At 71.4% G+C, this 17,611-nt stretch carries 18 protein-coding genes; 5 read left to right on the top strand and 13 right to left on the bottom strand.

Annotation, left to right across the window (positions count from 1 at the left end):
• Positions 1-59 precede the first annotated feature (59 nt).
• The 5 genes from J3S20_RS30730 to J3S20_RS04850 form a co-directional block, all read right to left on the bottom strand.
• Positions 60-1,745, bottom strand: coding sequence for a heparinase II/III family protein (locus J3S20_RS30730; RefSeq protein ID WP_216835107.1), 1,686 nt, complete (start codon positions 1,743-1,745; stop codon positions 60-62).
• Complete coding sequence (gene rpe, locus J3S20_RS04865) at positions 1,742-2,410, bottom strand: ribulose-phosphate 3-epimerase (protein ID WP_216835106.1); 669 nt, start codon at positions 2,408-2,410, stop codon at positions 1,742-1,744. Before rpe ends, J3S20_RS30730 begins: the two co-directional genes overlap by 4 nt.
• A gap of 12 nt (positions 2,411-2,422) precedes the next feature.
• The gene (locus J3S20_RS04860) at positions 2,423-3,517 is read right to left on the bottom strand and encodes an acyltransferase family protein (RefSeq protein ID WP_216835104.1); all 1,095 of its coding nucleotides are present in this window, start codon (positions 3,515-3,517) and stop codon (positions 2,423-2,425) included.
• Positions 3,518-3,605: 88 nt separating this feature from the next.
• Positions 3,606-4,082 (bottom strand): Lrp/AsnC family transcriptional regulator, encoded by a 477-nt coding sequence (locus tag J3S20_RS04855; protein WP_246602261.1) that lies wholly within the window; start codon positions 4,080-4,082, stop codon positions 3,606-3,608.
• Positions 4,083-4,163: 81 nt separating this feature from the next.
• Positions 4,164-5,489 (bottom strand): RsmB/NOP family class I SAM-dependent RNA methyltransferase, encoded by a 1,326-nt coding sequence (locus J3S20_RS04850; RefSeq protein ID WP_216835102.1) that lies wholly within the window; start codon positions 5,487-5,489, stop codon positions 4,164-4,166.
• Positions 5,490-5,539: 50 nt separating this feature from the next.
• Between J3S20_RS04850 and J3S20_RS04845 the strand changes: the two genes are divergently transcribed.
• Together J3S20_RS04845 and J3S20_RS04840 are read left to right on the top strand one after the other, a co-directional pair.
• Complete coding sequence (locus J3S20_RS04845; protein WP_216835100.1) at positions 5,540-7,234, top strand: glycosyltransferase family 39 protein; 1,695 nt, start codon at positions 5,540-5,542, stop codon at positions 7,232-7,234.
• Complete coding sequence (locus tag J3S20_RS04840) at positions 7,231-7,836, top strand: DedA family protein (protein WP_216835098.1); 606 nt, start codon at positions 7,231-7,233, stop codon at positions 7,834-7,836. The genes J3S20_RS04845 and J3S20_RS04840 overlap by 4 nt, the downstream gene beginning before the upstream one ends.
• A 351-nt stretch (positions 7,837-8,187) precedes the next feature.
• Here J3S20_RS04840 and htpX read toward each other — a convergent pair whose 3' ends face one another.
• Positions 8,188-9,126 carry a zinc metalloprotease HtpX gene (gene htpX / locus J3S20_RS04835; protein WP_216835097.1) on the bottom strand — a complete coding sequence of 313 codons (939 nt, stop codon included), beginning with the start codon at positions 9,124-9,126 and terminating at the stop codon, positions 8,188-8,190.
• Between the two features lie 84 nt (positions 9,127-9,210).
• Here htpX and J3S20_RS31225 point away from each other — a divergent pair, with 84 nt between their 5' ends.
• Complete coding sequence (locus J3S20_RS31225) at positions 9,211-9,525, top strand: DUF1674 domain-containing protein (RefSeq protein WP_379793630.1); 315 nt, start codon at positions 9,211-9,213, stop codon at positions 9,523-9,525.
• A gap of 239 nt (positions 9,526-9,764) precedes the next feature.
• Here the strand turns inward: J3S20_RS31225 and J3S20_RS04825 are convergent, their stop codons facing one another.
• A complete protein-coding gene (locus J3S20_RS04825; RefSeq protein ID WP_216835094.1) occupies positions 9,765-10,964 on the bottom strand; it encodes an MFS transporter in 1,200 nt (399 codons plus the stop codon).
• A 158-nt stretch (positions 10,965-11,122) separates the two neighbouring features.
• On the opposite strand from J3S20_RS04825, the gene J3S20_RS04820 reads away from it, so the two are divergent.
• The gene (locus J3S20_RS04820; protein ID WP_216835092.1) at positions 11,123-11,830 is read left to right on the top strand and encodes an EAL domain-containing protein; all 708 of its coding nucleotides are present in this window, start codon (positions 11,123-11,125) and stop codon (positions 11,828-11,830) included.
• 7 nt (positions 11,831-11,837) lie between these two features.
• Here the strand turns inward: J3S20_RS04820 and acs are convergent, their stop codons facing one another.
• The 6 genes from acs to J3S20_RS04790 form a co-directional block, all read right to left on the bottom strand.
• Positions 11,838-13,781, bottom strand: a complete 1,944-nt coding sequence (acs, locus tag J3S20_RS04815) for an acetate--CoA ligase (protein ID WP_216835090.1) — start codon at positions 13,779-13,781, stop codon at positions 11,838-11,840.
• A 161-nt stretch (positions 13,782-13,942) separates the two neighbouring features.
• Complete coding sequence (locus J3S20_RS04810) at positions 13,943-14,938, bottom strand: Bug family tripartite tricarboxylate transporter substrate binding protein (RefSeq protein ID WP_216835087.1); 996 nt, start codon at positions 14,936-14,938, stop codon at positions 13,943-13,945.
• Between the two features lie 170 nt (positions 14,939-15,108).
• On the bottom strand, positions 15,109-15,471 hold the full coding sequence (locus tag J3S20_RS04805; RefSeq protein ID WP_216835086.1) for a Rieske (2Fe-2S) protein: 363 nt from the start codon (positions 15,469-15,471) through the stop codon (positions 15,109-15,111).
• Complete coding sequence (locus J3S20_RS04800; protein ID WP_216835084.1) at positions 15,468-15,956, bottom strand: GFA family protein; 489 nt, start codon at positions 15,954-15,956, stop codon at positions 15,468-15,470. Before J3S20_RS04800 ends, J3S20_RS04805 begins: the two co-directional genes overlap by 4 nt.
• Positions 15,957-15,960: 4 nt before the next feature.
• A complete protein-coding gene (locus J3S20_RS04795) occupies positions 15,961-16,401 on the bottom strand; it encodes an EVE domain-containing protein (protein ID WP_216835082.1) in 441 nt (146 codons plus the stop codon).
• Complete coding sequence (locus J3S20_RS04790; protein WP_216835079.1) at positions 16,401-16,691, bottom strand: YciI family protein; 291 nt, start codon at positions 16,689-16,691, stop codon at positions 16,401-16,403. The genes J3S20_RS04795 and J3S20_RS04790 overlap by 1 nt, the downstream gene beginning before the upstream one ends.
• Positions 16,692-16,801: 110 nt before the next feature.
• Between J3S20_RS04790 and J3S20_RS04785 the strand changes: the two genes are divergently transcribed.
• Positions 16,802-17,611 (top strand): heme ABC transporter permease, encoded by an 810-nt coding sequence (locus J3S20_RS04785; RefSeq protein WP_216835076.1) that lies wholly within the window; start codon positions 16,802-16,804, stop codon positions 17,609-17,611.

The raw sequence follows: 17,611 nt of genomic DNA, 5'->3' as shown, positions 1-17,611 counted from the left end.
CGGCGGCCATTCGGCCGCTCGGCCGGCGGAAGACGCCGGCCGCCTCCGCAAGCGGGGCATTACTCCGGCTGCGGCTCGGGCGTCGCCGGGGCCGGCACGCCAATTCGCGAAAGCGCCCATTGCAGCGCCGCAGTGCCCGGCTCGGCATGCAGCGCCACCTGCTGGCTGCGGCGCGGCTCGCCGCCCAGGTAAATGCTCTCCTCGATCGCCACCCGCACCTCCCGCCCCGTGCGCAGCCGCCAGCCGACGCCCGACGGCAGGCGCAGCAGCGCGCCCTGCTCATCCTGCTGCAGGCTGGCGGTGACCGAGGGATGCAGGTGGAAGCGCAGGGTGAAGCCGGGCACCGAGACCTCGCGGCTGCCTTCCAGCAGATCCTCCCCGATCAGGCTGTCGCCGGATTCGGACAGGAACAGGCGGCGGCGGTGGCGCAGGCCGAACTGGCGCTGCCAGCCGTCATGCGTCGCATCCAGCCAGAGCTTGCCCTCTTCCTCGAAGCGATCGGTGGTCACCGTCTCCACCCGGCGGCCCAGCCCCTCCGGCCGCAGCTCGGAGGAATTGGTATCCGCCAGCACCAGGGTGGAATGCGCGGCGGTGGCGCGCAGCGCGTCGCGCCATTCGCCCTCCGCCGCCGGGGCGGCGCCGCAATTGACGATCAGCCGCTCGCGCCCCACCGACATCTCGAAGGCGAGCGTCCCGGCATGGGCATTGCGGTCGGCGCCGCGCGGCAGGCCGCCGGGGGCGGCATCCCGCCGGGCGGCGGGCGGCGCGCCGCAATCCATCAGCACCAGGGTGCGGCTGGCGGCAAGCCGGTGGAAGCCGGTATCGGGCAGCTGCGCCGGCGGCCGGCCGCGGGACTGGCCCTGGGTCAGCACCAGGTCGATGAAGGCCGCCTGCTCGTCCCGCGTGCCGTTGAACAGCGCCAGCCCGCCATCGGCATGGCGCAGCATGCGCAGCGCCGGCGCCGCGCGGTCCAGCGTCGCGGCCAGCTGCGGCGGCGCCTCCACCCCCGCGCCATGCAGCAGGTTGCGGATCTCGATCAGGTCCTGCAGCGCGGCCAGCTGGATCGCCGGGCTGCGCTCCACATGGCCGCCATCCGGGCGGAACTGGCGTTCCAGCTCCTGCGGCAGGAAGCGGACGCAGCGGGCGAGCCAGGTCTCCTCCTCCAGCGCCACGGACCCGGCCATGCCGCCCTTCAGCGCCACCAGCGCGCCGCGATGCGCGGCCTCGGCCGGCAGGCCGGCGACCACGCCGCGGGCATCCTGCGCCAGGCGCTGCATCAGCTGGCGGCGCAGCCCATCCTCCGCCGTGGCGGCCAGGAAATCCCAATGGCCGAGCCAGGCGGAAATGCGCGCGCCGGCCACTTCGGGGGCATCCGCCAGCGGGTCCAGCGCGCCATGTGCCAGCCAATCGGCGGCCAGGGCCCGGCCGCGCAGCCGGGCGGCGTCGGTGCCCAGCGCGCGCAGGTCGCGCAGCCAGGCGAAGCCGTGCGCGGCGGCGTACCAGGTCTGGCTGCCGCCGGGCTGCGCCGGGGTCCAGTCCGGCCGGGCCGGGCCATCCTCGCCATCCTGCGGCCGCAGCGGGCGGGTGGTGCCGAAGGCCTCGAATTCGCCGCGCAGCAGCCGGGCGCCGCGCGCCGCGTCGCCGGGCCAGAGGTCGCGGAAGGACCGCGCCGGGCCGTCCGGCACCTTGATCGGCTTGAGATTGGCGATGATGCGGCGCGCGCCGCGCAGAACGCCCCCGATCATGCGCCTGTTCCTCCCCCCCGCAGCGCGGTGATGGCCGCGGCATAGTCCGGGGCGCCGAAGACGGCGGTGCCGGCCACCAGCACATCCGCCCCGGCCGCCAGGCAGTCCGGCGCCGTGGCGGCGGTGACCCCGCCATCCACCTGCAGGGCGATCTTCCGGCCGGAGGCCTCGATCATGCCCCGCAGCGCCGCGATCCGGGCCAGCTGGCTGCGGATGAAGGACTGCCCGCCGAAGCCCGGATTCACCGACATCACCAGCACCAGGTCACACAGGTCCAGCACCGGCGCCACGGCTTCCAGCGGGGTGCCGGGGTTCAGCACCACGCCCGCCTGCTTGCCCAGCGCCCGGATGGTCTGCAGGGAGCGGTGCAGATGCGGCCCGGCTTCCGGATGCAGGCTGATCAGCTCCGCCCCCGCTTCCGCGAAGGCCGCCAGGTAGGGGTCGGCCGGGGCGATCATCAGGTGCACGTCGAAGAACAGGCGCGAGGATTTGCGCAGCGCCTTCACCAGCCCCGGGCCGAAGGAGATATTGGGGACGAAATGACCGTCCATGATATCGAGATGCAGCCAATCGGCCCCGGCGGCCTCGATGGCGGCGACTTCCTGGCCCAGCCGGGTGAAATCCGCGGCGAGGAGCGAGGGGGCAATGCGGACGGGATGTGACATGTCCCGGCGGTTCTAGCCGCCAACCCCCCCCTGGGGAACAGGGGTTGCGGCCATGCGGCGCGAATGGCTCGGCATGGGGGCACGGTTCAGCAGTCTGCGCACCGGCTGTTCGAACAGGCGCAGCACCAGGATGGACAGCAGGATGGCCGCCGCCGAAGCCACGGCCAGCGCCGCGGCCGGGCCAAGCGCCACCAGATGCGGGTCGAGCAGGCGGAACAGCATGTGATGCGTCATGTACAGCGCGAAGGAGGCCTCCCCCAGCAGCACCGGCAGGGGGTGGGACAAGAGCCGGGTCAGCGGGCCGCCGTAGGCGAAGCCCAGGATCAGCAGGCCGAAGGGCAGCAGCAGCGCCAGGTTGCGCAGATGCACCGGCCAGCCCGCGCTGGCCGGGACCAGCGCCAACAGCGCCAGCAGGCCGCCGAGCTGGATCCTGGTTGCCATCCCCTCGCCCGGGTTGAACCGGCGCCACAGCGCATGCAGCGCCATCCCCGCCGAGAATTCCAGCAGCCGCGCGGCGGGATGGAAGTAGAAGAAGCCCTGGAAGGCGCGTTCCAGCCCCGCCGCAGCGTCCTGCGGCAGCAACAGCATCCCGATCGCCAGTATCGCGAACAGCCACACCGCGCGCCGGCCGCCGAGCAGCAGGGGAAACAGCGCGTAGAAGACCAGCTCCGCCGAGATGCTCCAGGACACCGCATTGTAGCCCAGCGTGAACAGATGCCCGCTGAACAACGCATGGATCGCCAGCAGATTGGCGACGCCGCTATTGATCTTCTCGGTCAGGCTGTTGCCCCAGCTGTCGAAGAACAGCCAGGTCCAGGTCAGGAGCGTGAGATAGTGCAACGGCAGGACGCGGGCGGCACGACGGCGATAGAAGGCGAGCGTGTCGAAGCCCTGCGGCGCCTGGGCGTGGCGCAGGATGAAGCCCGAGAGCACGAAGAAGAAGCTGACGCCGAGCGCGCCCTGTTCCAGCGGCTTCAGCCCGACCGAGGCCGGCAGGACATAGGGCACGTGGAACAGCACCACCGCCATGGCGGCGAGGAAGCGCAGGGAGGTGAGGGCCGGAAGCTGTTGCAGGCGATCCGGCAAGTCGGACAGGGGGCGCTTCATCTGCGCGCCTTTGGGCGCCGCGCCTGAAGGCCACAACCAAAACTTCCCGCGATTGCGGCAGCGAAACCAGTGTTTTGCGCGCCGGTTCTCAGATCGGCAGCGCGGTGGTGCTTTTCACCCGTTCCATGGCGAAGCGGCCGGTCACCTTGCGCAGGCTGGGCACGGCGGCGACGAAGCGGCGGTAGAAGGCGTCGTAGCCCGCCATGTCCGGCACCACGACGCGCAGCAGATAGTCCACGTCGCCGCCCAGCCGCCAGCATTCGACGATCTCGGGCAGGGAGGCCACGGCCTCCGCAAACCTGGCGATCCAGTCGCCGGAATGGTCGCCGGTCTCCACCGCGACGAAGACCGAGATCGGCAGGCCGACCAGGGCCGGGTCCACCAGGGCCACGCGGCCGGTGATGACCCCTGCCTCCTCCATCCGCCGGATGCGCTTCCAGCAGGGGGTGGGGGTGAGCCCGACCTCCTGTGCGATCTCGGCCAGGGAACGGGCCGAATCCTGCATGATGAGGCGGAGGATTTCCCGATCGATACGGTCCAGCTCGGCGGCAGCCATCGACGTCATTCTTCCCGATTATACAGAATACCTAGCACGATCTTATTTTGCGCCAAGCGGCTTCCATTCTTGCAGAAAGAAGTCCCGGCTTCAGCCTCGCCGGAACCTGGCGGCGAAAAATCCGTCGATCCCGCCCTGCTCGGCCCACATGTCCGGCCGCGTCCGCAGCGTGCCGCCGCGGACCAGCGCGGTGCGCAGGCCCGGCAGTTCGGTCGGCGCGATCGGATCCGGCACCAGGCCGAGGGCCGCGGCGCGGGCCAGATGCGCCTCGCCCTCCTCCGGCTGCAGGGAACAGGTGGCCAGCACCAGCCGCCCGCCGGGCCGCAGCAGCCGCGCCGCCTGGGCGAGCAGCTGGGCCTGGGCCTGCACCAGCTGCGCCACATCCTTCGGCCGCTTCAGATGGGGGATGTCCGGATGGCGGCGGATGATGCCGGTGGCGGAGCAGGGGGCATCCAGCAGCACGGCGTCGAAATTCGCCTCGGCCGGCATCCAGGTCGCGGCATCGGCTTCCTCGACCGTCACGGAGAGTTTCAGCCGGGCCAGGTTCTCGCGCAGCCGGGCGGCGCGCTTCGGGTCGCGCTCCACCGCCGTGACGATGCCGCCGGCACTCGCCAGCTGCGCCGTCTTGCCGCCGGGTGCGGCGCAGAGATCGGCCACCCGCTCCCCGGGCTTCACCGCCAGCAGCCGCGCCGGCAGCGCGGCGGCGGCGTCCTGCACCCAGAAGGCGCCCTCCGCCAGTCCGGGCAGGTCGGTCACCCGCGTGCCCTCGGGCAGGCGCCAGGATCCGGTGGGCAGTTCGATGGCGCCCTCCGGCGGGCTGGCGCCCGGGGCAAGGGTCAGGTCCAGCGGCGCAGCCTGCTGATGCGCCCGCGCGATGGCGCGCACGCCTGCCGCGCCATAGGCCGCATGCCAGGCCGACCAGAGCCAGGGCGGCGTGTCCAGCCTTTCCCGGTCCAGCCCCTCATAGGCCTCCGCCCCCTCGGTTGCGACCTTGCGCAGCACGGCATTCACCAGCCCGGCGAAGGGCCGGGGCACCACGGCGACCGTCGCGGCCACCGCGGCATGGGCCGGGGTGCCGAGCACCAGCAGCTCCGCCGCGCCCATGCGCAGCGCGGCGCGCACCACGGGCGGCGGCTCCCGCCGCAGATGCGGCTCCAGCACCGCATCCAGGCTGCCGGCATGGCGCAGCACGGCCGCCGCCAAGCGATGCGCGGCGGCGCGGTCGCGCGGCTCGATCGCGGCGGGCAGCTGGTCCAGCGCCTCCTCCAGCGGGCGGCGGCGGTCGAACACGGCGGCCAGCAGCAGCAGCGCGGCGGACCGCGTGCCGGGCGGCGGCGCCCCCCGGTTGGCGCGGGCATTGGGCGGCCTGGCCGTGACACGCTTTGTCACGCCGGCAGGGGCTTTTTGGGGGGGCATTTCGGGAGGGTTTATGGCCGCCCGCCGCGCGCCATGCTAGGGGCGCGACCATGCAGGCGCTCCGCAGCTTCCTCAGCCGGGACTTCCTCGACCGGCTGCCGGAGACGCGGCGCCCGCTGCCCTGGCTCGCTTTGCTCTGCCTGCTGCTATGGCTGCCCGGCTTCTTCAGCATCCCGGCCGGGGACCGCGACGAAAGCCGCTTCGCCCAGGCCAGCCGCCAGATGGTGGAGACCGGCGACCTGGTCCGCATCCGCTTCGGCGAGGTGGAGCGCAACAAGAAACCCGCCGGCATCCACTGGCTGCAGGCCGGCTCCGTCCGCGTGCTGGAGACGCTGCGCCTCGGCGACCGGCACGACATCTGGGCCTATCGCATCCCATCCCTGGCCGGCGCGCTGCTGGCGGTGCTGGCCACCGCCCATTTCGGCCGCCTGCTGGTGGGAAGGCGCGCCGCCTTCCTGGGCGCCGCCCTGCTGGCCGGCTGCTTCGTGCTGGGGGTGGAGACCCATATCGCCAAGACGGATGCGGCGCTGCTCGGCAGCGTCGTCCTCGCCATGGGGCTGATGGCGCGGGCCTATCTGCAGCCCGCCGGCTTCGGGCCAGGTGCTGCGGCCGGCTTCTGGCTGGTGCTCGGCGTCTCCATCCTGCTGAAGGGGCCGATCGCGCCGATGGTGGCGGCGCTGGCCGCCATCACCCTGGCGGTGGCCGACCGCGCCTGGACCAATGGCGCCCCCTGGCTGCGCGCGCTGCGCCCCGGCTGGGGCGTGCCGCTGATGGTGCTGGCCGCCGCGCCCTGGTTCATCGCCGTGACCATCGCGACGGAAGGCCGTTTCCTGGCCGAGGCGCTGGGCGGCGACATGCTCAGCAAGGTGGGCGGCGCCGATGAGAACCATTGGGGCCCGCCCGGCTACTACCTGCTGAGCTTCGGCATCGCCGCCTTCCCCGGCGCCTTCCTGGTGCTGCGCGCCGCCCCCGGCGCCTGGGCCGACCGGCTGCAGCCCGGCACGCGCTTCCTGCTGGCCTGGGCGGTGCCCACCTGGCTGGTCTTCGAGGCGGTGACCACCAAGCTGCCGCACTATGTCCTGCCGGCCTATCCGGCGCTGATGCTGCTGGCCGCCGCCTGGGCGCTGGACCCGCTGCGCCAGGCGCCGCCGCGCTGGCTGGCCTGGCTTTCCACAGCCGGCGCCCTGGCCGCCGCCGCCGGGCTGGGGATCGCCGCCGCGGCGCTGCCGATCCTGGCCGATGGGCGGGTGGATGCGCTGTCGCTGCTCGGCCTGCCGGCCGCGGCGCTGTTCTGCTGGGGCCTGCTGCGCATGCTGCGCGAAGGGGCGCCCGCCCGGGCCGGGCTGCTCGCCGTGCTGCTGGCCATCCCGCTGCAGGCCACCGCCCTCGGCCTGGTGCTGCCGCGGCTGGAGGCGCCCTGGATCTCGCCGCGCCTGGCCGCCGCGGTGCAGGCCGCCGCCCCCGGCCTGCCGGATGAGCGTTTCGGCGTGGTCGGCTACCACGAACCCTCGCTGCTCTTCGCCCTGGGCGGCGAAATCCGGCTGCTGCGTGACGGCGCGGCGGCGGCGGATTTCCTGGCCGGCGAACCCGGGCGGCTGGTCGCCGTGGGCGACCGCGACCTGGCACGCTTCCGCAGCGCGGCCGAGGCCCGGGGCCTGGCGGTGGCGGAACGCGGCAGCGTCGCCGGCTTTAACTACTCCCGCGGCCGCCGGGTCGCCCTTACCCTCTATGGGACGAATCGATGATCGAATGGGTGACAGGCGTGGTCGCCGCCGGCGGATGGCCGGGCGTCATGGCGCTGATGTTCCTGGAGAACGTCTTCCCGCCGATCCCCTCCGAGGTGATCATGCCGCTGGCAGGCTTCGCCGCGGCGCGCGGGCAGATGTCGCTGACGCTGGCGCTGATCGCCGGCATCATCGGCACGCTGCTGGGCAATGTCTTCTGGTACGAACTGGCCCGCGCCATCGGCGCCGACCGCATCCGCCCATTGGTCGGCCGCTACGGCCGCTGGTTCGCGGTGGGCGAGGACGACCTGCGCAAGGCGGAGGCGACGCTGGCCAAATACGGGCCCTTCGCCCTGTCCTTCGGCCGGCTACTGCCGGGCATCCGCACCGTCATCTCCATCCCCGCCGGGCTGATCCGCATCCCGCGCCACGTCTTCTACCTTTGGACGGCACTGGGCAGCGGCGTCTGGATCACCTTCCTGACCCTGGCCGGCTACTTCATGGAAGACCAGTACGACCGCATCGAAGGCTGGCTCGAGCCGCTGGCCTATGTCGTGGTAGGCGGCTTCATCGCCACCTACCTCTGGCACATCTGGTCCACCCGCATCCGCAAGCAGCGCTAACCGCCTGGGCCGAGGCACGCGCGGCCCGGGGGCGGCTTGGGCCCAGGGTGCTTGGCTGGATGAGGGTGGCGTGCGTGATTGCAGGGGGACGCTGTCCCCCTGCACCCCCTGCCAAGGGGCAGTGGCCCCTTGGAACCCTTTGATTCATGAACAGAAATGGAAAGGGGCCGGAGCTACCGCGGGTTCAGCGGTCCTTCTGGCCCCTCTCCATTTCTGTTCAAGGTCCTGAGGTCCAGGAGGCCTCTGCCTCCTGGCGGGAGGGTGCAGGGAGGGCAGAGCCCTCCTTGCAAACCACCCGCGCACCCCCATCCGCCAAGCGCCTAAGGCCAAGCCGCCCCGGCCGCGCCCGCCTCAGCCCCAGGGGTTGCGGCGTTGTGAGGTGCGAGGGGTCGGGCTGGACCAGGGGCCGGTGGTGGCGGGGCGTGGCGGCGCCGGGGGCGGCCCCATGCTGCCCGCCAGGGCGCGCAGCGCGGCGACGCGGTTCTCGGTCTTGGGGTGGGTGGAGAACAGGCCGTCCATCCGCAGGCCGGAGAGCGGGTTGATGATGAACATATGCGCCGTGGCGGGGTTGGCCTCGGCGGCCTGGTTCACCCGGCCGGCCTTGTAGCCTTCCAGATGCAGCAGGGCGGAGGCGAGGCCCTCGGGGTCGCCGGCGATCTCAGCGCCGACGCGGTCGGCCTCGTATTCGCGGGACCGGCTGATCGCCATCTGCACCACCATGGCGGCCAGCGGCGCCAGCACGATCATCAGCAGGCTGCCGATCAGGCCGAAGGGGTTCTGGCGGTTGTCGCCGCGGCCGAAGAGGAAGCCGAACTGCGCCAGCATGCCGATGGCGCCGGCGATGGTCGCCGTCATGGTCATGATCAGCGTGTCGCGGTTGCGAATATGCGCCAGCTCATGCGCGATCACGCCCGCCACCTCGCGTTCCGGCATCATGTCCAGCAGGCCGGTGTTCAGGGCGACGGCCGCGCGGTCCGGGCTGCGGCCGGTGGCGAAGGCATTGGGCTGGTCCTCATGGATGACATAGAGCGCGGGCATGGGGATGCCGGCGTTCCGGGCCAGTTGCTGGGTCATCTGGAACAGGCGGGGCGCATCGTTCGGGCCGATCGGCTGCGCATTGTGCATCCGCAGCAGCATCCGGTCGCTGTTCCACCAGGCGAAGACGTTCATGCCGCAGGCGAAGAGGAAGGCGATGACCATGCCCTGCTGGCCACCGATCATGAAACCGACGCCCACGAACAGGGCGGTGAGGCCCGCCAGCAGGATCGCCGTCTTCAGATAGCCGCTCATCTTGCCTCCAATCCATCGGGCGATCTTCCGGCCGCCTGCCGCGTTCGTCTCGGCAGGCAGCGAGGGACGACCTACATGTGGGGCATGACCAACGCGAATCACGAGGGGCAGGCCGGCCTGCCCCAGATCAACACCCAGTCCGCGCAGCAAATCCCGCTGCCGCCCTCCGAGCCGCCGGGCCCGCCGCCCGGCCAGCCGGTGCCGGAACAGCCGCCGACCCAGCCGCCGCCGGACAATGAGCCGCCGATGCCGGGCGACCCGCCGCCGGCGCCGATCGGCGATCCGCCCTCCGAGAAGCCGGTGCGCCTGGCCCTGCCGCCCGAGATCGGCGGGCCGAAGGGGCCGGAGCCGACGCGCTTCGGCGACTGGGAACACAAGGGCCGCGTCAGCGACTTTTGAGCATCGCGACTCGGGTCGCGACTCGGGCGCGACTCGGGGAACGCGCTTGTGGGGTGGCGACCGACCACCCCCCAGGTCTTGTGGCGGGAGAACGGAATCGCGGAGTCAGCGATTCGTTCGCGCGACTCGGGGCAGGTGATTGATTCCGCAGGCGGCGCCCGGGCGGGGATGACGGCCGATTCACCCTGCGTTCCGGAACGGGGGCGAATCGCGAACCGGAACATCCGTCCCGTGTCGGGCTAGCGCCCCCTTCGGGCCAGCCAGATGCCGAGGCCGACCACCCCGATTCCGGCCCCCGCCAGCGCCCATTCCGGCCCCAGGCCCGCCCGCCCGGCGCCCATGGCCGCCGGGCCGAGCGACTGGCCGAGGAAGAAGCTGAAGGCATGCAGCGCCACCGCGCTGCCGCGCGCCATGGGCGCCACCTCCGTCACCCGGGTCTGGATGGAGCTGTGCATCATGTAGAAGCCAAGGCCGAGCAGCAGGCAGCCCGCCACCAGCACCGCCGCCACCGGCGCCACCGCTTGCAGCCCCAGCCCGATGCCGGCCAGACCGCCGCCCAGCAGCACCATGCGGGACTGCCCCATGCGGCGCAGCAGCAGCCCGGCCAGCGCCGCGAAGATGAAGCCGCCGATGCCGAAGGCGGCCACCGCGAAGCCGGCCTCCGCCACCCCGCCCTGGCCACGCTCGGCCAGCAGGGGGGCGATGAAGGGGAAGATGCCGAAGATCAGCATGCCTTCCAGGAAGACGCAGGCGTAGAGCACCCGCGCCGCCGGCTGGGCGATGATGTGGCGGTAGCGCCGCAGCGCATCGCCCAGGTTCAGCCGCGGCCCGCGCGGCTCCGGCCGGGCGCGGTCGTCGCGCAGCATGGGCAGGGCGGCCAGCGCCGCGGCGGCGCAGACCAGGGTGACGCCGCGCCAGCCGATCCAGGGCTCCAGCGCCGCGGAGAGCAGCGCGCCGCCGGAGGATCCGGTCAGACCCGCCACCAGCAGCCGGGACAGCGCCACCTGGCGGCGCTCCATCGGCACATGGTCGCCGATGGCGGCGATGGCCAGCGGGAAGATGCCGCCGGCCGCCGCGCCGGCCAGGATGCGCAGCAAAGTGAGCGCGGTGAGGTCGGGTGCCGCCGCGGCCAGGGCCAGGGCGACGGCCAGGGCGATCAGGCAGATCCGGATCACGCGCCGCTTGCCGACGGCATCGCCCACCGGCCCCAGCACCGGCTGCACCAGCGCATAGGGCAGGGCAAAGGCGGTCGAGAGCAGGGCGATGGTGGCGGGGCTGGCCATGAAATCCCGTGCCAGCACGCCCACCAGCGGGTCGAGCGCGCGCGTCGCCAGGTTGGAGGCGAGGCAGGCCAGGCCGAGGACGAGGATCAGCCGGCGCGTGGCCCCCCGGTCCAGGCTCTGGCGGTCCGGCAACTGCCTGTCGGGAGGTTCGGCCATGCCCCGCAATGCTGCGGCCAAGCGCCGCCCGGCACAACCGCGCGTGGCGCAACCCTGCCGGCAAGGTGAAACGGATGAAACCTTGCGATCCTGGCGCACGCGACAATTTTATGCACATGTTGCTAGTTAATGGACGAACCTGCAGCGCTGGACCCCTCGTGACCCTCCGTTTCGCCACCGCTTTCCAGCCCATCGTCGATGTGGACACCGGCCGGACCCTGGCGCAGGAGGCGCTGGTGCGCGGCATGGGCGGGGAATCGGCCGGCAGCGTGCTGGACGGGATCGCGCTGGCGGATCGCTACCGCGTCGATGCCGAGATCCGCCGCGCCGCGGTGGCGGAGGCGCTGCGCCTCGGCCTGCCCGCCACCGGCGCTTCGCTCACGTTGAACATCTTCCCCGGCTGCATCGGCCAGCCGCAGTATTGCGCCGCCGATACCGTGACGGAGGCCGAGGCGCTGGGCTTTCCGGTGGACCGGCTGGTCTTCGAGATCAGCGAGATGGAGCCGGTGGAGGATCCGGAATCCCTGGCCCGGTCGCTGACCGAATTGCAGCGCCGCGGCTTGCGGATCGCGCTGGATGACGTCGGCACCGGCCATGCGCGCATCCCGCTGCTGATGGTCTGGCGCCCGGACGGCGCCAAGATCGCGCGGGAGGTGATCATGGGCCTCGACCGGGACGAGACCCGCTTCGAGCGGGTGCGGGAGACGCTGGAACAGCTCGCCGCCTTCGGCATGGCCCCGGTGGTGGAGGGCATCGAGACCCGGGGCGAGCTGGCGGCGCTGCGCCGGCTCGGCGTGCGGGCAATGCAGGGCTACCTGTTCGCGAAACCGGCACTCGGCGCGCTGCCGGTGCCGGTGGTGCCCTGAGCCAAGTTCAGCGCACCCGGTTCTCCACCAGGTCCTGCACCACGCCGGGATCCGCCAGGGTGGAGGTATCGCCCAGCGCCTCCGTCTCATTCGCCGCGATCTTGCGCAGGATCCGGCGCATGATCTTGCCGGAGCGGGTCTTCGGCAGGCCCGGCGCCCATTGGATGGCGTCGGGGCTGGCGATCGGGCCGATTTCCTTGCGGACCCAGGCGACCAGTTCCTTGCGCAGCGCCTCGGAGGGCTCCTCGCCCGTCTTCAGCGTGACATAGGCATAGATGCCCTGGCCCTTGATGTCGTGCGGCATGCCGACCACCGCGGCCTCCGCCACCTTGGGATGGGCGACCAGGGCGGATTCGACCTCCGCCGTGCCCATGCGGTGGCCGGCGACATTGATCACGTCATCGACCCGGCCGGTGATCCAGTAATAGCCGTCCGCGTCCCGCCGGGCGCCGTCGCCCGTGAAGTAGGTGCCCTTGAAGGTGGAGAAATAGGTCTGCACGAAGCGCTCATGGTCGCCATAGACCGTGCGCATCTGGCCCGGCCAGCTGTCCAGCAGCACCAGGTTGCCCTCCGCAGCGCCTTCCAGCACCGCGCCGTCATTGTCCACCAGCGCCGGCTTCACGCCGGGCAGCGGCAGGGTGGCGGAGCCCGGCTTCTGGGCGATCGCGCCGGGCAGCGGCGAGATCAGGATGCCGCCGGTTTCCGTCTGCCACCAGGTATCGACGATCGGGCAGCGCTCATCGCCCACATTGCGATAATACCAGAGCCAGGCTTCCGGGTTGATCGGCTCCCCCACGCTGCCGAGGATGCGAAGGGACTTGCGGCTGGTCTTCTTCACCGGCGCCTCCCCTTCCCGCATCAGGGCGCGGATCGCGGTGGGGGCGGTGTAGAAGATGGCGACCTGGTGCTTGTCGATCACCTCCCAGAAGCGGGAGACGGTGGGGTAGTTGGGCACCCCCTCGAACATCAGCGTGGTCGCGCCATTGGCCAGCGGGCCATAGACGATATAGGTGTGGCCGGTCACCCAGCCGACATCCGCCGTGCACCAATAGATCTCGCCGTCGCGATAGTCGAAGACGTTCTGGTGGGTGAAGCTGGCCCAGACCATGTAGCCGCCGGTGGTGTGCAGCACGCCCTTCGGCTTGCCGGTGCTGCCGCTGGTATAGAGGATGAAGAGCGGGTCCTCCGCATTCATCTTCTCCGGCTCCGCGGTTTCCGGCTGGGTGTCGCAGGCGTCCGACCACCAATGGTCGCGCTCCGGCATCATCTCCACCGCGCCGCCGGTGTTTCGCGCCACGATGACATGGCGGATGGAGGGGCAGGTCTTCAGGGCCTCGTCCGCATTGGCCTTCAGCGGCACCTTGCGGCCGCCGCGGCGGCCCTCATCCGCCGTGATCAGCAGCACGCAATCCGAATCCTGGATGCGCGAGGCGAGGCTGTCGGGGGAAAAGCCGCCGAAGACGATAGAATGCACGGCGCCAATGCGGGCGCAGGCCAGCATGGCGACCGCGGCCTCCACGATCATCGGCAGGTAGATGCAGACCCGGTCGCCCTTCTGCACGCCCAGGCCGCGCATGGCATTCGCCAGCTGGCAGACCCGCGCATGCAGCTCCTTGTAGGTGACCTTGGCATCGCTGGAGGGATCGTCGCCTTCCCAGATGATCGCCACCTGGTCGCCGCGGGTCGCCAGGTGCCGGTCGAGGCAGGAGACGGAGGCGTTCAGCACGCCATCCTCGAACCACTTGATCGAGACCTTTCCGGAGGTGCCGCCGAAGTCGACGTTCTTGATGATCTTCGGCGCCTGCATCCAGGCGATGCGCTGCGCCTCCTTCGCCCAGAAGGCGTCCGGGTCCTGGGCGGCTGCCTGGTACATCGCCTTGTAGCCGGCCTCGTCCACCTGGGCGCGGGCGGCGATTTCGGGCTTCACGGCGATCAGCGTGGTCTCGGTCATTGGTGGTCCCCCCGCATCCTTTGGGCACGGCGCGTCCGGCCTGCTGGCCGGTTCATAGAGGGTGAATGGGGCACGCGGCCATGAGATGCGTCAACCGTTCGACTGCCCCTGATCCCGGCGCTGCCGCCCCCGCATCCGCCGGGATGGGAAGGGATGCGGCCTCAGCTCTCCGCCCGGATCCCCCTTTCCCGCGCGATGCCGGCGAAGGTGGTGACGGTGCTGTCGAACTGCCCCGCAAAAGCCTCCGGGCCGAGGCCGGACGGATAAAAGCCGATCCCCGCCAGCCGGTCCCGCACCGCCGTATCGGCCAGGATGGCGCGCACCGCCTGGTGCAGCCGGTCCGTCAGCGCCACCGGCGTGGCGGTCGGAGCGAACAGGCCGATCCAGGTGTCCTGCACGAAGCCGGGGGCGATGGTCTCGCCGGCCGTCGGCACCTCGGGCAGCGCGGCAGGCCGCGTCGCGCTGGTGACGAAAAGCGGCACCAGGGACCGCTCCCGCGCATGCGGCACGCCGGCGGAGAAGGTCACCACGCCGACATCGATATTCCCCGCCAGCAGGTCCTGCAGCACCGGCCCGCCGCCGCGATAGGGCACATGCTCCACCCGCAGCCCGCCCGCCGCGCGCAGCAGCAATTCGCTGGTCAGGTGCTGGGAGGCGCCGATGCCCGGCACGCCGACATTCAGCGCCCCCGGCCGCGCCCGGACGGCGGCGGCGAAATCCTGGATGGTCTTCAGGCCCGAGCGCGGATGGGTGAAGAAGCCATGCTCGGCGGTGACGATCTGGCTGACCGGCCGCAGCGCCTGGCGCACCGAAGGCGCGCCCGCCACCGGCAGCGCCTCCGTCGCTGCGAAGGTATCGTTGGCCAGCAGCAGGGTCTGGCCATCCGCCGCGGCCCGCGCCGCGGCCTGGCCGCCGACGCGGCCGGAGGCGCCGCCGATATTCTCGATGACCAGCGCCTGGCCGAGCTCGGCGGATAGCGGCTGCTGCACGGCGCGGGCCAGCTGGTCCACCGCCCCGCCGGGCGGCCAGGGGACGATCAGCCGGATCGGCCGGTCCGATGCGGGGGTTTGCGCGCGCAGCACGGCGGGGGCGGAGGCGAAGGCCAGGGTCTGCAGCAGCAGGCTGCGGCGCAGGCGGCCGGAGGGGGCGAATTCCATGGGAAGTCTCCGAAGGTCAGGGTCGGGAAGGGCGATAGCCGGAGACGGGGCGACATCGCGGACCCTGGGGAATGGCGCGGTTCATGGAAGTTTTTTCCACGTACCCGGCCCACCAAGTCAATTCGGAGAAAATTAATCCCTATCCGCCGCGGTGGCGACAAGGGGTCGCGCTACAGCCCGGCCTCTGCTGGCACGATCACGCGCCCTTCCGCATCCACCCGTGCCGGCACCGATTCCAGGCTCTCGCCGTAGCAGGGGCCGGAGGTGCATTCGCCATCCTCGATCCGGAACCGCGCCCCATGGGCGGAGCAGATGATCGCCGTGCGCTTGGCGTCCAGGAAGCGATGCGGCGCCGGGTCCAGCGGCAGGCCGACATGCGGGCAGGAATTCACATAGACGAAAACCTGGCCGCCGCGGCGGATGGCGAAGAGCCCGGTGAAGGCGCCGGCGGCCGGGCTGAAGCCGCGGCTTTCGCCATCCGGGATCTCCTCCAGCCGGCACAGCACCCGCTCATCGGAGGCGACCTCGCTCATGCCGTTTCCAGCCCCAGCCGCGCATGCCATTCGGCGATGCTTTCCTTCGGATGGCCCTTGTGGCGCCGGTCGCCCTTGGCGAAGCAGGGCTCCACCCAGCTGGCCTTGCAGCCGAGCAGCAGATGCGTGTGCTCCGGCGGCACCGGCAGGTCGGTGTCGATGGCGGAGGCGAAGGGATGCACCAGCTCCGGCCAGCGCGGATCGAACAGCCACAGCGCGCTGCCGCACTCCCCGCAGAAATGGCGCTGGGCGGGGCTTTGCCGGGTCCGCTGCCCCGGCTCCCGCAGCCGGGCGTTGTAGACCTTCAGGTGCTTGGCGCCGCGCACCTTCAGCGTGGCGGCATCGCCGGAGAGGTTGATGGCATAGCCGCCCCCGCCCTGCGTCTTGCGGCAGATCGAGCAGTAGCAGCGCTGATAGGGGTAAGGTTGTCCCGAATCGCAGCGAAACCGAACCTTGCCGCAATGGCAGGACCCTTCCAGCCGCATGGCGCTACTTCCCCTTCCAGCCGCCCAGCTTGCACAGCTTCTTCCAGTGCTCCGCTGAGACCGGCATGACCGAAAGCCGCGACATCCGCACCAGGGCAAGTTCGGAAAAGTCCGGGTCGGCCTTGATCTCCGCCAGGGTCACCGGCTTCGGCATCGGCCCCACCGCCTTCATGTCGACGCAGACCCAGTCGCCCTTGGTCCCGGGCTCCACCGAGGGGTCGGGATAGGCCTCCTTCGCCACCTCGACCACGCCCACGATCTCCTTCCCCTCATTCGAGTGGTAGAAGAAGGCGAGGTCGCCCTTCTTCATGGCCTTCAGATTCGCCTTGGCCATGTGGTTGCGCACGCCGGTCCAGGGCTCGACGCCATTGGCCACCTGCTGGTCCCAGGAAAAGGCGTCCGGCTCCGACTTCACCAGCCAGTATTGGCGGGGGGAAGTCGCCATCACACCATCGCCCCGTCCTTGAACACCATGCGGAAGGGACGGATCGTCACCGTCTCGAACAGCCCCGCCTTGGCATAGGGGTCGCCGGCGGCCAGGGCCTCGGCGGCGGCCTGGTCCGCGGCCTCCACCACGAGCAGGCTGCCGCAGGGCTTGCCCTCGGCGTCCAGCACCGGGCCGACCACGACGAAATCGGCCATCTTGGACTTCAGGTATTCCAGATGCGTCGGCCTTGTGGCCATGCGCAGTTCCAGGGAATTCGGCTTGTCGGTGCAGCTGATGGCGAAGAGCATGGAGTCCTCCCGGCGGCGTGGTTGCAAGAATCACACGTAACGCCCCCCGGCAGCGGCTTCAATCCGGCGCAAACCACCCCTACTATAGGCGCGTGGACGCCAGACCCATCATGCCCCGCGAAACGGGCCAGCCCATCGCCGCCCCGCCCAAGGGGGCGCAGTCGACGGGCGCGCGGTCGCTGCACCGCTTCGCCAATCCGGGGCGCTTCCTGCGGATGACGGGGCGGCTCATGCCCTGGCTCTGGGCGCTGGCGCTGGCCGTCACCGCCTGGGGCACCGTATGGGCGCTGGGCATCGCGCCGGCCGATTGGCAGCAGGGCGAGACGGTCCGCATCATGTATGTGCATGTGCCGATGGCCTGGCTGGCCATGGGCGGCTATCTGGGCCTTGGCATCCTCTCCGTCATGTCGCTGATCTGGCGGCATCCGCTGGCGGACCTGGCGGCGCGGGAGCTTTCGCCGGTGGGTGCGGCGGTCACCGCGCTGTGCCTGGCCACCGGCAGCCTCTGGGGCAAGCCCATGTGGGGCACCTGGTGGGTCTGGGATGCGCGGCTGACCAGCGTGCTGGTGCTGTTCTTCCTGTGGCTCGGCCATGCGGCCCTGGTGCGCGCCTTCGACGAGGCCGATCGCGGGGCACGGGCAGGGGCCATCCTGGCGCTGGTGGGGCTGGTGAACCTGCCGATCGTGAAATTCTCGGTCGATTGGTGGAACACCCTGCACCAGCCGGCCAGCGTCACCCGGCTGAATGCGCCGGGCATGCATGTGGACATGCTCTATCCGCTGCTGGTCTGCGCCCTGGGCTTCTCCCTGCTGTTCGGCGCCGTGGTTCTGGCGCGCACCCGGGCCGCGGTGATGGAACGCCGCGTCCGGGCGCTGGAGACGGCGCGCGCCCGCCGCGCCGAAGCCGCGCCGGTGGGTTGA

Source organism: Falsiroseomonas tokyonensis (genome assembly GCF_019024325.1).
GTDB classification, from domain to species: domain Bacteria; phylum Pseudomonadota; class Alphaproteobacteria; order Acetobacterales; family Acetobacteraceae; genus Falsiroseomonas; species Falsiroseomonas tokyonensis.
Note: the sequence above shows the minus strand (reverse complement) of the source record. Positions and strands in the feature narration are given on the sequence as shown.

What these genes read in the sequence shown, in the direction of transcription:
- J3S20_RS30730 (WP_216835107.1), bottom strand. Translation starts at nt 1,745, where the DNA reads ATGATCGGGGGCGTTCTGCGCGGCGCGCGCCGCATCATCGCCAATCTC.
- rpe (WP_216835106.1), bottom strand. Translation starts at nt 2,410, where the DNA reads ATGTCACATCCCGTCCGCATTGCCCCCTCGCTCCTCGCCGCGGATTTC.
- J3S20_RS04860 (WP_216835104.1), bottom strand. Translation starts at nt 3,517, where the DNA reads ATGAAGCGCCCCCTGTCCGACTTGCCGGATCGCCTGCAACAGCTTCCG.
- J3S20_RS04855 (WP_246602261.1), bottom strand. Translation starts at nt 4,082, where the DNA reads ATGACGTCGATGGCTGCCGCCGAGCTGGACCGTATCGATCGGGAAATC.
- J3S20_RS04850 (WP_216835102.1), bottom strand. Translation starts at nt 5,489, where the DNA reads ATGCCCCCCCAAAAAGCCCCTGCCGGCGTGACAAAGCGTGTCACGGCC.
- J3S20_RS04845 (WP_216835100.1), top strand. Translation starts at nt 5,540, where the DNA reads ATGCAGGCGCTCCGCAGCTTCCTCAGCCGGGACTTCCTCGACCGGCTG.
- J3S20_RS04840 (WP_216835098.1), top strand. Translation starts at nt 7,231, where the DNA reads ATGATCGAATGGGTGACAGGCGTGGTCGCCGCCGGCGGATGGCCGGGC.
- htpX (WP_216835097.1), bottom strand. Translation starts at nt 9,126, where the DNA reads ATGAGCGGCTATCTGAAGACGGCGATCCTGCTGGCGGGCCTCACCGCC.
- J3S20_RS31225 (WP_379793630.1), top strand. Translation starts at nt 9,211, where the DNA reads ATGACCAACGCGAATCACGAGGGGCAGGCCGGCCTGCCCCAGATCAAC.
- J3S20_RS04825 (WP_216835094.1), bottom strand. Translation starts at nt 10,964, where the DNA reads ATGGCCGAACCTCCCGACAGGCAGTTGCCGGACCGCCAGAGCCTGGAC.
- acs (WP_216835090.1), bottom strand. Translation starts at nt 13,781, where the DNA reads ATGACCGAGACCACGCTGATCGCCGTGAAGCCCGAAATCGCCGCCCGC.
- J3S20_RS04810 (WP_216835087.1), bottom strand. Translation starts at nt 14,938, where the DNA reads ATGGAATTCGCCCCCTCCGGCCGCCTGCGCCGCAGCCTGCTGCTGCAG.
- J3S20_RS04805 (WP_216835086.1), bottom strand. Translation starts at nt 15,471, where the DNA reads ATGAGCGAGGTCGCCTCCGATGAGCGGGTGCTGTGCCGGCTGGAGGAG.
- J3S20_RS04800 (WP_216835084.1), bottom strand. Translation starts at nt 15,956, where the DNA reads ATGCGGCTGGAAGGGTCCTGCCATTGCGGCAAGGTTCGGTTTCGCTGC.
- J3S20_RS04795 (WP_216835082.1), bottom strand. Translation starts at nt 16,401, where the DNA reads ATGGCGACTTCCCCCCGCCAATACTGGCTGGTGAAGTCGGAGCCGGAC.
- J3S20_RS04790 (WP_216835079.1), bottom strand. Translation starts at nt 16,691, where the DNA reads ATGCTCTTCGCCATCAGCTGCACCGACAAGCCGAATTCCCTGGAACTG.
- J3S20_RS04785 (WP_216835076.1), top strand. Translation starts at nt 16,802, where the DNA reads ATGCCCCGCGAAACGGGCCAGCCCATCGCCGCCCCGCCCAAGGGGGCG.